Source organism: Bacteroidota bacterium (assembly GCA_041658205.1).
In the GTDB taxonomy this organism is placed as follows: Bacteria; Bacteroidota; Ignavibacteria; order UBA10030; family UBA8401; genus UBA8401.
Genome location: JBBAAO010000001.1, coordinates 305337 through 320952, shown reverse-complemented (window position 1 = coordinate 320952; position 15616 = coordinate 305337). Strand labels below are relative to the sequence as shown.

The window sequence follows — 15616 nt, the reverse complement described above, 5'->3', positions numbered from 1 at the left end:
GGATTTATTTTCTCAATACTACAACACACAAAATCGATCACGAAAGTAATATTGAGAAAAATTGCATCTCATTACTGGGTGTATTTACAGAGTGCTTCAATTGAAGGTAAATCCAATCAAGTTATTCAGACAACGAGCGAATTCTCATTAAAAATTGAGAAATTTCTTTTCCATAAAGATATTCAACAATTATTTTCCCAAGGATCATAAAAAAACTCAAAATAAATATCACAATAACTATTACGGCTCTTTTTGGTTTATCCTTCCTGGCAGCAGCATGTGCAATATCCATTACATTAATCACAGGAATATTTTTAACCTCTTCAATTTTAACCAGTTCATATTGCTTTCGAAGCTCTGTATAGATCGTTGCATTAATCTGCACGTCGCGGATCAGGCGTTCCTGTTCTAACAGAAGCTGAGGTGACAATACCTGGCGGTTCTTCTCCCGGAACTCTTTCAGAATATTTTCAGATAGCGTAAGATCTCTCTTCACCTCAGTAAGTCTACCTTCGACAAATTTCCGCTGCTCGCCTGCGCTGGTCGTTCTTTTGTTTCGGATGAACTTGTCCAACTCGGAAGAGACCTCGTTGACTATATCAGCAGCAAGCTGTGGTTCGGGCATCAGGATGGACATCGTAATGACAGCAGTTTTGGCATCCATTGCTATTTGTAATAGGTCTCTCAGGTTCTTCAATGCGTTCTCGTATTCCAATTCTCGGGTCTTTTCTTTAATCTCCCAATATTCAATAAGGTTGACTGGCTGTGAAAACTCCTTGGTCTGGTATTTCCTGAAGATCACGTTCCTGAGGACCGATTCACTTTTGAGGATCGTAGGATAGAGCTTTACCAGCGTCCCTTCCCCGCCTACATTGACACCAGCCAGCGATGCAAGATCGGAAAGCCCCCCAAGAGATGAAAGTTTGCTTTTGTCAGTTTCTGGAAGAATAACTGTCGTCGCCAAAAAACTTTCCGATAACACAAAACTTATAGCAATACTAAATAATGTCGCCACTCCAACAACAATAGAGATCAATTTTCGTTTCACCCACAATGCCCTGATCAATGCAAAAATATCAATAGAGCTTTCATTATTTTCCGGAAGTTGAATTTCTTCAGCAGGCATATTTTTTATTGTATTTGAAGATCGAACAAGATCATTTTTTTTTATCTTGTAATAGAAATAACAGATACCGTTATTGCTAACAGACTAGCAAGTGTTGTCACAATATCTCTCACGTACGGCCAGGTAGTATCAGGCTTTTCCACTTTTTTGGGAGCAATAATTGTACTTCCTGGAAGAATTTCCGGATCAGGAAGAATACTCCAGCTGGATTCCCACTTTTTTCCTGTAGGTAAATACGCGGCTACCGCATCTTCATTTGCCTCACTCGTAAAACCGCCACCTTGAGAGATATAATAATTAATGGATGCACCTTCTTTGTACAAAACAGGCAGTGGAACATTGAATTCTCCTCGCATGTACACAACATCATCCTTCCACCATATATATATTGAATCACCGCCATTAACCTGGACATTATCCGGTGAGCTGTGATCTGAAAGTGCTTTCTTCAAATCGAATGGAACCATTCCAGTTCCTTTAACTTTGCGAGTGTACGTCGCCCCTTCAAGATAGGCATTATCCAGAAGTCCGCCGGCTCGTTCGATAATATCAGAAATACGATCACCAACACGTGATACTGGATAAACTCCAGGGTACTTTACTAACCCTTGAATTGTAACCAATTGCACACCTGATATTTTAGGATCGCTCGGAACGTTTACAACATCAAGGTCCAACAATTGTGTTGCTAAACCATTAATATTTTCCCAATAATTTTTCGATGATGCTATTTTCTTAGTTATCATTAAATAGTTAATATCCATTGTATCCAATCTTGACAACTCAACTGAATCTGTAAAAGCAGTTTCTGTAAAACCTCCCGCTAACACAATAAGATCCGATATCGTCATATTCTCACTGCGAGGGTATTTTCCGGGTCTACGAACTTCACCATAAATATCTACCATGCGCGACGGATGAAACATTATTTGTTTGTAGACTACCAATGAGTCTTCATTCTCAAGAGCGAAATTATTGGCAGGATCACCTTCAATTGTTTTATTCGGATCAAAAGGAAGAATCTCTCGCCGCCGGTCTGATAAATATCGAAAAACAAATCCTTTTGAAAATGTTGCATCATTCAAGCTGTCCGCTTTCGCAATAATATCTTTTACCTTCATTCCGTTCACATACTCATATACGCCTGGCTTCTTTACATTTCCGGTAATCGAAACACGATTTTGCAAGAAATCATTGATCTTATAAAATGCAATGACATCTCCATCCTGAACTTCGAAGGTACTTTTGTTCAAATCATCAAACGTTTGGAACCGTATATCGATATCTAATAGGTTCTTTTGATATTCAGTCCTTTTTTCAAATGGTATAATGCGCTCAATATGAATTCGGTTAACATATGAATCAAACAGCAATCCTCCCGCAATTCCTATAACGTCTTTTAGCTTTTCACCAGGACGCAATTCATATATTGCCGGACGAAAGAGATTCCCAGTCAGTGCGACTCTTTTTCCAACAGGTTTTACAAAAACAATATCGCCGTCTTGCAATCGAACATCTTTTGAATTATCTGCTTTGGTAAGATAATCATAGACATCGAGCGTTTTGAAATTTTTTCCATCTCGCTTTAATTGAACCTCACGCAAACTCCCTCCAACCGTGGGACCACCGGAAAGATATAGCGCCTGCATTATTGTGGCAAGTGAAGAGAGAGAATATCCACCTGGGCGGTTAACTTCACCAATAACAAAAACCTGGATCGTCTTAAGTTTTCCCAACGAAACATCCATTGAAGTCGTAGCATCAGCAGCACCATTCCGAAGGCTTGAATAAACTGAAGACATTCTTTTAAGCAGTTTTTCACGAAATTGCTGGATAGTATTACCAACAGCATTTACCGGTCCAATATCGGGGATAACGATATTTCCCTCTTTATTGATGATAAGAGTATAATTCAAACGAGTTTCACCCCAAACGGATACAATTACTTCATCGCCTACACCCAGTAAATATGTCGGTGGAGTAGCAACATTAACGATTGGCTCAAACGTCGTTTCTGTATATTGAAACATTTCATATCCGAATGGTAAGACTGTTCGCATTATTCCGGTTCTGCCGCTAAAACCAGGAATGTAAACACTATCCTTAATTTGTTTCTTTACAACCTCTTTTTGTTTTGACTTTGTTTGTGTCGATGATCCTTTGGGAATATCTTGATCTGTCGTTTGGGGCAGTTCTATGGTATTTCCTCGAAGAAAATCCTCAAGACTTATTCCGTAATCCTTTGCTTTTTGTGTCGATTGTTCACGAGTTAAACCCAATTCTTTAATCTTCGCATCTATCTCTTCAGATGACATCGATTTCAACTTCGTTTCTGCTTGTTGTCTGACCTGAAATTTGTCTTGAGCCATTACGGTCAAAGAGCAGAGCAACACCAAAAAAATAATATTACCAACTGTTTGTTTCATAAGATGAACATTAGGAAATGATGCATTACAAAATTTTCAAAAACTTACCGTAGAGTTATTTGCACACTCATTCAAATTGTTATAATATAGCAGAAATTCAAGCGTATTCCAATTTTCTTCTCTCTGAGTACCCACGAAATTTCTCGACATTCAATGAATACAATATCGTATTCATTGCTTTTTAATTAGAATTGAGAACAGAGCGACTGGTAGTAAACAAGGTTACTTGAAAATGATACCACTTTTGGTAATCAAATATCTCCCTTTACACATTTTTCCAAATCATTTGGGTCAGATTTTTGTTTTGAAATATTCGATTGTTCTGGGAAGACCTTGTTTACGGCTGACCTTTGGCTCCCACCCAAGGATGGTGCGAGCCTTCGTAATATCAGGTTGACGTATTTTGGGATCATCGGTGGGAAGCTCTTTGAAGATAATCTTACTTTTACTATTCGATAAGGCGATAATTTCTTTTGCGAGGTCCAGCATTGTTAATTCTTCCGGATTACCAATATTAACAGGCATCGAATAATCCGACATCATCAATTTATAAATTCCGTCAATTAAATCGGAAACATAACAAACACTTCGCGTCTGTGATCCGTCACCAAAGACCGTTACATCTTCACCTCGTAAAGCCTGCGAGGCAAAAGCTGGAATTGCTCGTCCATCTTCAACACGCATTCGCTCACCATAGGTATTAAAGATCCTGACAATTCTTGTCTGTACATTATGATATCGATGGTATGCCATTGTCATCGCTTCTGCAAAGCGTTTTGCTTCGTCGTACACTCCGCGCGGTCCGACAGGATTAACATTTCCCCAATATTCTTCAACCTGCGGATGAACTTCGGGATCACCATAGCATTCCGAGGTGGAAGCAATAAGAAATCGAGCATTCTTTGCCTTGGTAAATCCAAGCGCCTTGTGTGTCCCTAATGAACCAACCTTTAGAGTCTGAATGGGAAGTTTTAGATAATCAATCGGACTTGCCGGCGATGCAAAGTGCCAAACAAAATGAACGTCACCAGGAACATGAATGAAATTCGTAACATCGTATTGTTGAAATGAAAAATTTTTATTCGCAAAGAGATGTTCAATATTAGTAATAGAGCCTGTGATTAGATTATCAAGGACAATAACCTTATGTCCCTCATGTAACAAACGTTCTGATAAATGTGATCCGAGAAATCCTGCGCCGCCGGTGATGATTGATGTTTTTTGAGTTGACATAATTTTAAGATATTTTTAGGTGACCGTCACTTTGAAGGTGACAGTCACCTTTTTTATTAAACAATTACCGGTTTTCGTCCAATACTGATGTAATTAATTTTAAATTCCTTCATTTTTACTGGCTCAAAAATATTCCTTCCGTCAAAAATGATTGGTTTTTTAAGCTTTGATTTTATAATATTAAAATCGGGGTTTCGGAATTCATTCCATTCAGTCAACACTAACAGCGCTTCTGCATTTTCAAGAGCATTATATTCATTTTCAGCATATGTGATGGTTTCATCTAGGTCAAATTTAGCAGTTCCATTTGCTGCGGGATCATACGCAGTTATTGTCGCTCCGTGCTGCAACAATTTTTTTATGATTACGATTGACGGGGCCTCGCGCATATCATCTGTATTCGGCTTAAATGCCAAACCCCAAACCGCAAAATGTTTTCCCTTAATATCATTATTGTAATACTTTAAAATCTTATCTACCAATACCTCTTTTTGTTTTTTATTTACCTGGTCAACAACACTCAATAATCGAATTTCTGATCCTGAATCAATAGAGGTTTTGATTAATGCAGTCACGTCTTTAGGAAAACAAGATCCACCATATCCGATGCCCGGAAATAAAAAACGTTTTCCAATTCGTGTATCGGTCCCCATCCCCTTGCGAATTAGATCGACGTCGGCACCTACTTTTGTGCAAAAATTTGCCAACTCATTCATATAGGTAATACGAAGCGCTAAGTACGAATTCGCCGCATACTTTGTTACTTCAGAGCTTGCCGTATCCATTTCAATAATCGGATTTCCCTGTCTGACGAACGGTTCATAAAGCGCCTTCATTCTCTCTGCAGCATATTTTGTCTTCGTACCGATGACAATCCGATCAGGTTTCATAAAATCTTCCACTGCAAAACCTTCCCGCAAAAATTCCGGATTTGACACTACATCAAAGTTTTTAACATTGTGTTTTTTTATGGCATCGAAAACTAACTTCGATGTACCGACAGGAACAGTGCTCTTGTTGATAATGATTTTTTGATGTGCATCTCCCCCTGCTTCTGAGAATATTTTACCTAGATTATCTGCAACACCAAGAATGTACTTCAGATCGGCTGATCCGTCCTCGCCTTGCGGTGTTGGCAGACAGAGAAAAATAAATTCCGAAGAAAATACAGCAGATTTCAAATCACTTGTAAATTCCAGACGCTTTTGTTGAATATTTCTTTGAAATAATATCTCTAATCCTGGTTCATAAATAGTGACTTCTTTATTTTGAAGTTTAGCAAGTTTTTGAGGATTATTATCGACGCAAATAACATGGTTTCCAGTCTCAGCGAAACAAGTTCCGGTAACCAATCCAACATATCCTGTCCCAACGATAGTTATTTTCATATTATAGGTATTCTTCTCTCAAGTGCCGTTTTAATAAAAATTGTATTTTTTGTGAAATTTACCACGACTATGTTTCATGATTAATAGTACATTACATTTCTACATTTTTTTTGTTTCGAAAATTCAATTTGTGAGTTATGCCGGACTTGAATCAGCGATCCGCTGATTATGAGTCAGCAGCTCTAATGACCATTGCAAAAAATATTTATAAATATAGCAAAAATTGCAGTGTTTATCAAGGAATTGAATGGTTTTTGTGATTCGCTTACGATGATAATCGGGGAAGTGAAGAAGAAGATAACTCTAAGCAAAGTAATTTTCAGACAAATCTAACGAAGATTTAACGAAAAACTATTAATTCTCGTATAGCTATTATTGCATTCAAATCATTGTAATTGGGAATCCCCCCCCAGAAATCCAGAAGTATTCCACTTATGAAAAATTTTCTGTAGATTTTTTTATAAAAAAACGGGATGGTGTTCGTACTCGTCTTTTGCAGTTGAGTTAAGAGTTATTTTTTATTTGAAATATTATATTGATTCAACCCCGCCGATAAACTTAAAACCTTCAACATTCTCCTCGAGAAATTTCCCGATTTCAACATCATCCCCTTTTAAAGCTAAGGATTTTGCTTCTAATATCTTCGGTGTGATATTTTTAAGGTAAGAATCCGCATTATATTTTTGTTGTTTATTCTTATCGATGCCATTTTTTACGACAAATATTTTGGGATGTTTTGTTTTTTCAAATATCTCTGCATCTAATGAAAGCTCCTCAAATAATTTTTCACCGGGACGTAAACCGGTATAAATGATCTCGATTTCTTTTTCGTTTTTGTACCCGGATAGTTTTATCAAATCTCTTGCTAAATCTACTATTTTTACCGGTTCTCCCATATCGAGCACAAACAATTCTCCACCATTGCCAATCGTTGACGCAAAAAGTACCAATTGTACCGCTTCGGGGATAGTCATAAAATATCGTTTTACATCAGGATGTGTGATCGTCACTGGCCCACCGCGAGCGATTTGATCACGAAACGTCGGAACAACACTACCGCGGGACCCAAGTACATTACCAAACCGTACTGCAACAAACGGTTTACCGGATGTAATCGCAGCATCGTGAATAACTAATTCAGCAATCCGTTTCGTTGCTCCCATAATGTTCGTCGGATTCACTGCTTTGTCTGTCGATATTTGAACAAATTTTTCAACATTCGATTCCAACGCAGCTTTTGCCACATTATATGTTCCAATAACATTATTGGCAAGAGATTCACTTGGATTACTTTCCATAAGAGGAACATGCTTATGAGCTGCTGCATGATACACAATCTGCGGTGAGAACCGTGAAAATACTTTACTGATTCTTTTATAATCTCGAATATCGGCAATAACGGCACTGAATTTAAGATCAGGATATGAGACTGATAATTCACCGGCTATTGCAAAAATACTATTTTCTCCGTGACCAACGATTACCAATTGCGCAGGATGGTACCGTGCAATTTGCCTGCACAATTCCGAACCAATTGATCCTCCACCCCCAGTCACTAACACTTTTTTTCCTTTTAAGAGTTGACTCAACTCTGCAATGTCAGAACTAACAGGATCTCTTCGCAAAAGATCTTCGATGGCAATATCCCGTATTTTACTGATGCTGACTGAACCATTTAATATCTCGTAGATACCCGGTATTGTTCTGGTTCTAATTCCGGTTTGTGAACAAATAGCATTAATCTCTCTGAGTACTTTCCCGGTAGCGGTCGGAATCGCGATGATAATTTCTTGGATATTATACAATTTAACCAACTCTGGAATATTTTTTATTGGGCCGAGAACTGTGATTCCTAAAATTTTGAGATGCCATTTTTCCTGATCATCATCAACAAAACCGATCGGAATTCGCTCCATATTCGGGTTGGATTGAAACTCTTTTGCGATCATAATTCCGGCGTCGCCTGCACCTACGATAAGAACCGATTTGCCGCGCAAATTACCGAATGTATTTTTTTGAAACAACCGTTCGGAAAGTCTGATTGAAAACCGAAACCCTCCCACAAAAAAGATGGTGAGTATACCGTCAATAATTGGCAGCGAACGGGGGAGAGATTGAGTGAAAGGAACCAGATTATAGTAGAGTAAGAAAATAACTGTTTGAGAAATTGTCAATAAAACGCCAAGAAAAATAATTCTTGCTAATTCATCAATACTGGCGTGCTGCCACATTCTTCGATAAATACCTCCGAAATAAAAATGGAGTAATTTATTTACCATAAAGATCAATCCCATGATTTTTAATTCAAACATATATCCACGAACTTGTTGATAATCATCAAGACGTAAATATAATGCGAGTATGGGTGTTATTAAAAAAATGACTATATCTACATAGAGAAAATGCCTATTACGAAGAATCATAATAAATTCAAAAACACGTTTGAAGCGTTCCAATTTTTATTCCTTTAATCCAAAAATTGTTATCTAAATAAATATTTATTGTCTGTCAATAGCAAAATACAAGTTAAGTTCTTTATTTATGATGAGATGGAAATTCAAATTCTCAAAAAATATTTACACTGTTTTTAAAAAACTTTTCTTACAAAATAGTAATTGATCTTTTACAATTTCTATCAACCATTGCAGTGGGGATCTATAATTCTATTGTGTTCTAATGACAAATCTGGACTTAACTGATTTTTACAAATTAAAGTTTTTCATCCTGGAGTTTCACGACCGCAAAAAAAGGATCCTAAAGCGGTCTTAAAAATACCTGATTATTGTTATTTCGATCCCGCTTGTTTCCGCCATAAGTTTGGCCTTGCCAGGATGACCTGTCCACTGATTGTGAGATAGATATGTCAGTCGGGCAGGGAGATCTCATTAACACTTTGTTCACAAAGCTACTTTAAAAACAAAGTGTCTAAAATGAAAACCGACATTCCTCATCCCCACACAGAGATGGATCTCTTGGTCGTTTTTCAGAATGACAACTAAAATTCATTTTTTAGACGACTTCCAGTAACTGTTTCAGAAAATCAATTTAACACAAGTTTATTGATATCACTGGGTGACCAAATATATGATAATAATCATTAGAATAGAAGAATGAAGTATAAAATTATCGCCAGCTTAATGACATATTATATTCTTGTTGATAAAAACTTCTGTATTTGACAGTATTTTAAGATTTCTTTTTTTCAATACTCATTTCAATAGAGTGAAAAAACTCATCTTTTCAAAAATTTTAGATCATTACATGAAATCACACTTGTCCAAAATACATTGATAAAACAACAAAATTCCTCATTCTCTTCTTTTCTTGACGGAGTTCCGAAGGAATGCCGTTCCGAAGAAACAATTCGTATCGGCTCAAGAAAAGAAGTCCGCACAAATATAGACGGACGAATTTCCCGCTGCCACCAAAAAATATATCTGGTGGGCAGGTAACGCACGCCCTCAGATTGCTATTATACACTAAAGAATACTAACCGAGATTCTTTCGAAGAAATGAAATAGATATACTAAAAATCGTAGTAAAGATTTCTAAACGAACTCCGAATACCAAAACTGAACCAGATTGTATTATTTGTGATGCTCTCTGTTTTTAGAGAGCGATAGGTGAGAGATAATTCAAAACGAAGATTTGTTAGCGGATTTAATATATAGGCAGCCTTTGCATCTGCATACATTAATGTATTGCTTATTCCCTGACCAATAGAATTTCCGTAATCTTTAGCTCTTGTGTTATACGATTTATAAATATCGCCGCCGTAATTGGTTACAAGGGAGGAATCAGTTCCAAATCGTGCATAATTGAGTTGCAGCCGTAAATCATACCGATCAAAATAATAACTGGCTATGCCAACATATTCGTAAAAATTAGCACCAAGTGGGTGCGCTAAACTCTGGTTATAATGACCGTAATTTTTTAGGGGGATTGAATGTGAATACGTAAATGGTGAAGCAAGATTTATTTCTGATTGCAAAAACAAATTTTGATACCCAAAACAATAAAATGATTTAAAACCAAATTGTAGACCGTATTTATTACCCCAATAACCTTTATTTTTTATAAACTCATCAATAGTCATTTCATCCAAAAGCATTTGACCATAGAATAATTGGTTTTGAAATAATTTAAAACTTGTATTAACACCAACAACAACGTTTGCAGGTGACCCAATTGCAAAATCGACTGGTCTAAAAAATATAATCGGATTCAGATAATTCCACTCAAAACCATTTTCTGTTACCGTCCAAATTAATCCTTCAAATAAACCAATTGAGAAATCTTGTGATACTGCTGCATCCAAATAGTGAAAGACACCATTCTTTTTTTCAGTTGAAAAACTCTCCGTTCCTTTCGGAGAAGTAATATTGAGAAATTCCGTCCACATCACAAAATATTTTACTTTCCAAATATCAGCAGTGAATTTAATAAAGGGATAATTAAAAGAATTATCCGATAATATCATTGAACGGTACCCATCACCAATAAAATGCTTGCCGTGTCCCGCTGTGATTCCTAAATATTGAGTCGGCCTATAAGAAACTGACGCAGAAGAATAAGCAAAATCAAATCCCTTTGAGCCATAAAATTTAAGAAAGCCTTGACCAGGTATAATCGAATTTTGTCTAATATACGAATCAATATATTTCGGAAATATTGCCTGATTTTCAAATAATTCTGAGTAAAATGAGAAGCTGTTTTCAACAGAACCACCAAAAGCAAATCCCCTTGAATTTAAAAGTGAATTCCGATTATTGTTGAAATCATAACCGATTTGGAGATCTGGTAAAAAATCGGCAAAAACGGAATAACTTTCGTTTGAATAACTTAGTAAATGCTCATTATATATTTTATTCAGAATCCAACTAGAACTATCCGGTATCCATTCAATGTGTCTAAATATAACGGAATCACGGATTAGTCCATCATTCACATCAATTACTTCAAGCGGTTTTACTGAGGTGTGAACAATTCTACTTAAACGAATTGATGACTGTAATACACGGTTATTTAATGAATGCTCAAGAGGGAGTAGTTGATTTTGTGCTGGAAGAACGATGGGAGCGAAAAGCAGAACAAGTATGTAATACTTATTCCGCATTTTAACTAATATTTAATTTTTGACAATATCGCAGCTGCTTCTTCAAGAACGTGATCACGCTTAGCGAAACAAAAACGTGCGATGTTATTACCATGCATGTCATGATAAAACGCTTCGCCTGGCACAGCAGCAATTCGTGTTTTATTAAGGAAATTCATCGTTTTTTCTTTACTCGTATTTCCATCAATTTTTGAAATGTCTGCTAAAATGTAATATGCCCCTTTGGGAACTATCGGTGTGAGTCCGCTGTCATTTAAAGCATTGCACAATAATTCCCGCTTCTTAGTATATGCGGTCTGAAGTTTATGATAAAATTGATCGGTTAATTTTTTTACACCTTCGGCCACGCCGGCCTGTAATGGTGCTGGTGCACAGACATATATAAGATCGTGAACATATCCGATCACTTGCGAAATATTTTTACTACAGGCGATATAACCAATACGCCATCCTGTTATGCTAAATGTCTTTGAGTATCCGGAGATCGTAATCACATTATCTTTAATCTCATCAATTGAACCAGGACTGACATGTTCAGCACCATCGTACAAAAAATATTCATAAATTTCATCTGTGATGACATAGATGCCATGTTTTTTTGCTATTCGGCCGATTGCTAGAATCTCTTCACGCGTAAATATCTTCCCTGACGGGTTTGTTGGAGTGTTTAGAATTATGGCCTTTGTTTTTGATGTAATAGTTTTTTCCAGAGCATCGAAGTCAATTTTCCAATCGGGTTCGGGTAATCTAAAAAAAATCGGATTAATATTGACTGCATAAATCGTATTCAGATGGTAGCCATAATATGGCTCAAATAAAATAACTTCATCCTGTGGCTTCATTAGTGCAAAGAACACACAAAATAACGCTGCAGTTGACCCACTCGTTACAATAATCTCGTTTTCGGGGTCTGCATTTATCTTATTGTAGTATCGAAGTTTCTCAGAAATCGCTGTTCGCAGTTCTGTTATTCCATCAAATCTCGTATAGTGATTTATTCCTCGATCGATTGCTTCTTTTGCAGCTGTTGCAATAATGGGATCCAGTTCCGTATCAGAAAAACCCTGGGAAAGATTAATTCCACCAACCTTCGCACATTCTATTGACATATTACGAATTTCTGATTGGATAATTTTGTGCGAAGCTTTCATTATTTCCATTTTTTAATTCCAGTAATTTTATTTATATGAAGATATGACAATAATTTCCAAGCGATCGTATTATTTTCCATAGAAAGAACGCACAACTTTGATGACATACTGAATTTCTTCATCATTAATTTCAACATTCATAGGAAGCGAGCAGACTTCACGGCTTAGTGCTTCAGTTTCTGGAAACCCTCTATCAACAAGCTTTAACCCTGCGTGTTTATAATAAGGCTTTCTAAATTGTGTTAACACGCCAATATCATTCTTCTTTAAAAATTCGGAAAAATCATTCCCTTGTTTAGCGCGCACAGTATAGTTTTGATACACGTGATCAAAACCAGGTTTATCATAATGCGGCAGCATTAAATCTTGTAAATCCGACAATCCGTCAAAGTATATTTTCGCAATCTCTTTTCTTCGTACTATCCAATTATTAAAATGACGCAATTTGACATCAAGAAATGCAGCCTGTAAATTATCCAATAAACATGTAAACCCATGCCCAAAATATTCTCCCGATAACCTGTCCTCTCCATTATAACGCATCCTTCGAGCAAATTGTGCTACTTCTTCACTATCCGTCGTGATTGCACCACCATCACCATATCCGCCTAGGATTTTAAATGGGTAAAAACTATAACATCCAGTTAATCCCCATGAACCAGCACCTTTTCCGTTGATACTCGAACCCAGGCTTTGGCACGCATCTTCGATCACTGCTAAATTATATTTTCCAGCAATTTTCAGTATTGTTGGCATATCTGACATCCAGCCACTAAGATGAACCGGAATTATTGCTTTTGTTTTTGAGGTGATAACCTCTTCTATTTTCGATACATCGATATTAAAATCTTTCGTGACATCCACTAATACAGGGATTGCTCCAACATTTGAGACAGCTGAACATGTGGCAACAAAAGTATGGGCTGGAACGATCACTTCATCTCCTACTCCGACATTTGCCGCCCTTAACGACATATGTAATGCATCATAACCACTGTTTAATCCGACAGCATATTTTGTTCCAACAAATTTTGCAAGGTTATCTTCAAATTTTTTAAGATCATCCCTGTCTATATAATCGCCCCGCTCCATAACAGAATGATAGGCTGCATCTATTTCATCTTTAATTAAATGATAATTTCTCACTGCATCGACAAATGGTACTTTCATTTACTATTTTCTCCGAGTATTTAGTAGTATAATTATTTCATAAAAATATTTTTAACGTGGCGGTAGAATTTCTCTTCGTCAATATAAAATTCTGATTCCAATGATCTACTTGCCGGTGCCGGAACATCCGGCAGTGCTAAACGACTCAATGGCGTCTTTAAGACAATACCACTTTCTGCAATCACTGCTGCAATTTCAGCAGATATACCAAAACTTTTCCAGCCAACATCTGCAATCACTACCCTGCCAGTTTTTCTGATGGAATTGAAGATGGTGTTCGTATCAAGCGGTTTCACCGTTCTAAGATCAACCACCTCACAGCGAATGCCTTCTAACGATAATCGCTGAGAAACTTTTTCAGCCAAAAAAGCCATATACGAAACAGCTACAATAGTAATATCCGCACCTTCAGTACGAATAGCCGCTTCTCCAATGGTTACACTATACATCTCTTCCGGTACAACAGACTTACTTTGATACAAAAGTCGATCATCAATAAAAATAACGGGATTGGGATCCATGATTGCTGCAACCATCAAACCTTTTGCGTCATAAGCGGTTGATGGCATCACAACTTTTAAGCCGGGTATGTGAGCAAACAATGCATGTAATGCTTGTGAATGCTGTGCAGCTTGCTCTCCTCCTCTATTGATTATTCCCCAAATAACTACGGGAACATTCAATGTGCCACCACTCATAAAACTCCAATTTGCTGCCTCGTTTATGATTGGGTCAAATGCATACAACATAAAATCCATACGAGGGTGCACAACTATGGATCGATTGCCAGAGATTGATGCCCCTACAGCCATTCCCGTCATAGCGTTTTCGGAAACCGGCGTATCAATCACTCGATCTTCACCAAATGCTTCGAGTAATCCGCGGCAAGTATTACCGACATACCATGGACTCTTAAGACCCTGCCCAATCAAAATAGTATCATCATGTGCATTCATCACCTGATGCAATGCTTCGTTGATTGCAAGACTATATTCTAATTCTCTTAGTTTATTTAAAGACATACAATGGTAATTCCTTGGGATTCGGACGCGATGCTGCATTTGCGCGACTATGAATTTCAACAAGCATTGCATCGATTTTTTGATGAATTTGCTTCAATGTATTTTTATCAAACATTTTTTTTGATAACAAATATTTTTCGAATCTCTTAATAGGGTCCTTTTTTTTCCATAGGTCAATTTCTTTCGCCGGTCGAATATCGGTGAGAGTTCCCTGTATGTTATCACTTGGACCGACGTGGCCTCTCATTCTATACGTCAGAAATTCAATAAAAACTGGTCCCTTACCTTTACGGCAAAGGTCAACAGCTTTTTTACTTACATCCAATGTTTTTAAGAGATCATTTCCATCAACACGATATGAAAGAATTCCGTATGCAGATCCTATCTTTGCGATGGGAACATTCGGTCGAATTTCACGAATTGGTAGATGGGTAGAATAGAGATTATTTTCACACACAAAAATTATTGGCAGATTCTTAACTGCAGCAAAGTTAATCGATTCTATAAGAACACCTTCACCCATTGCCCCATCACCAAAAAATGCAACCGCAAGATTATTACGTTTTCTTCCTTTTAAAGCAAGGGCTGCACCTAAAGAAAGCGCTATTGTTCCGCTAACAATTGGCGCAGCTCCGAGCATCCCTACCGATGGGTCAAGGATGTGCATTGACCCACCTCGACCTTTAGCACACCCATCTTCTTTGCAATATATTTCGGCGACCATCCTATAGAGATCGCCCCCTTTTGCTAAATAGTGACCATGAGAACGATGATTTCCGAAATATATATCCTTGTTATTTAAATGTGCGCTAATGCCAACAGCAACTGCCTCCTGCCCTGAATAGAGATGAACGGGACATCGAATAGTGCCATCAAGAATAGGTTGAACGAAGCTCTCTTCAGTTTTTCTGATTAGCACCATCTGTTCGTACAACTTTTGTAAATACTTTTTTGTATACAATGCTTTAGACATTTTTAATAGTA

Annotated in this window: 10 protein-coding genes; all 10 read right to left on the bottom strand. The window is 37.2% G+C overall.

Going from position 1 to position 15616, the window contains the following annotated elements; genetic code table 11:
• Nucleotides 1-121 precede the first annotated feature (121 nt).
• Nucleotides 122-1126 carry a Wzz/FepE/Etk N-terminal domain-containing protein gene (locus tag WDA22_01290; protein MFA5832085.1) on the bottom strand — a complete coding sequence of 335 codons (1005 nt, stop codon included), beginning with the start codon at nucleotides 1124-1126 and terminating at the stop codon, nucleotides 122-124.
• Between the two features lie 41 nt (nucleotides 1127-1167).
• Nucleotides 1168-3552, bottom strand: a complete 2385-nt coding sequence (locus WDA22_01285) for an SLBB domain-containing protein (GenBank protein ID MFA5832084.1) — start codon at nucleotides 3550-3552, stop codon at nucleotides 1168-1170.
• Between the two features lie 291 nt (nucleotides 3553-3843).
• Entirely contained in the window at nucleotides 3844-4785 is a 942-nt protein-coding gene (locus WDA22_01280) for a UDP-glucuronic acid decarboxylase family protein (GenBank protein MFA5832083.1), read from the bottom strand.
• Between the two features lie 56 nt (nucleotides 4786-4841).
• Nucleotides 4842-6173: a UDP-glucose/GDP-mannose dehydrogenase family protein gene (locus WDA22_01275; GenBank protein MFA5832082.1), complete on the bottom strand. Its 1332-nt coding sequence runs from the start codon at nucleotides 6171-6173 to the stop codon at nucleotides 4842-4844.
• Nucleotides 6174-6703: 530 nt separating this feature from the next.
• Complete coding sequence (locus WDA22_01270) at nucleotides 6704-8485, bottom strand: nucleoside-diphosphate sugar epimerase/dehydratase (GenBank protein ID MFA5832081.1); 1782 nt, start codon at nucleotides 8483-8485, stop codon at nucleotides 6704-6706.
• A gap of 1214 nt (nucleotides 8486-9699) precedes the next feature.
• Complete coding sequence (locus WDA22_01265; GenBank protein MFA5832080.1) at nucleotides 9700-11289, bottom strand: hypothetical protein; 1590 nt, start codon at nucleotides 11287-11289, stop codon at nucleotides 9700-9702.
• A 5-nt stretch (nucleotides 11290-11294) separates the two neighbouring features.
• Complete coding sequence (locus WDA22_01260) at nucleotides 11295-12398, bottom strand: pyridoxal phosphate-dependent aminotransferase (protein ID MFA5832079.1); 1104 nt, start codon at nucleotides 12396-12398, stop codon at nucleotides 11295-11297.
• A 111-nt stretch (nucleotides 12399-12509) separates the two neighbouring features.
• The gene (locus tag WDA22_01255; GenBank protein MFA5832078.1) at nucleotides 12510-13610 is read right to left on the bottom strand and encodes a DegT/DnrJ/EryC1/StrS family aminotransferase; all 1101 of its coding nucleotides are present in this window, start codon (nucleotides 13608-13610) and stop codon (nucleotides 12510-12512) included.
• 32 nt (nucleotides 13611-13642) lie between these two features.
• A complete protein-coding gene (locus WDA22_01250; protein MFA5832077.1) occupies nucleotides 13643-14632 on the bottom strand; it encodes a transketolase C-terminal domain-containing protein in 990 nt (329 codons plus the stop codon).
• The gene (locus tag WDA22_01245; protein ID MFA5832076.1) at nucleotides 14619-15605 is read right to left on the bottom strand and encodes a thiamine pyrophosphate-dependent dehydrogenase E1 component subunit alpha; all 987 of its coding nucleotides are present in this window, start codon (nucleotides 15603-15605) and stop codon (nucleotides 14619-14621) included. Before WDA22_01245 ends, WDA22_01250 begins: the two co-directional genes overlap by 14 nt.
• Nucleotides 15606-15616 lie beyond the last annotated feature (11 nt).

Coding starts and splice junctions, on each gene's coding strand:
- WDA22_01245 (MFA5832076.1), bottom strand. CDS start 15,605: ATGTCTAAAGCATTGTATACAAAAAAGTATTTACAAAAGTTGTACGAA.
- WDA22_01270 (MFA5832081.1), bottom strand. CDS start 8,485: ATGTTTGAATTAAAAATCATGGGATTGATCTTTATGGTAAATAAATTA.
- WDA22_01275 (MFA5832082.1), bottom strand. CDS start 6,173: ATGAAAATAACTATCGTTGGGACAGGATATGTTGGATTGGTTACCGGA.
- WDA22_01250 (MFA5832077.1), bottom strand. CDS start 14,632: ATGTCTTTAAATAAACTAAGAGAATTAGAATATAGTCTTGCAATCAAC.
- WDA22_01260 (MFA5832079.1), bottom strand. CDS start 12,398: ATGTCAATAGAATGTGCGAAGGTTGGTGGAATTAATCTTTCCCAGGGT.
- WDA22_01290 (MFA5832085.1), bottom strand. CDS start 1,126: ATGCCTGCTGAAGAAATTCAACTTCCGGAAAATAATGAAAGCTCTATT.
- WDA22_01280 (MFA5832083.1), bottom strand. CDS start 4,785: ATGTCAACTCAAAAAACATCAATCATCACCGGCGGCGCAGGATTTCTC.
- WDA22_01265 (MFA5832080.1), bottom strand. CDS start 11,289: ATGCGGAATAAGTATTACATACTTGTTCTGCTTTTCGCTCCCATCGTT.
- WDA22_01255 (MFA5832078.1), bottom strand. CDS start 13,610: ATGAAAGTACCATTTGTCGATGCAGTGAGAAATTATCATTTAATTAAA.
- WDA22_01285 (MFA5832084.1), bottom strand. CDS start 3,552: ATGAAACAAACAGTTGGTAATATTATTTTTTTGGTGTTGCTCTGCTCT.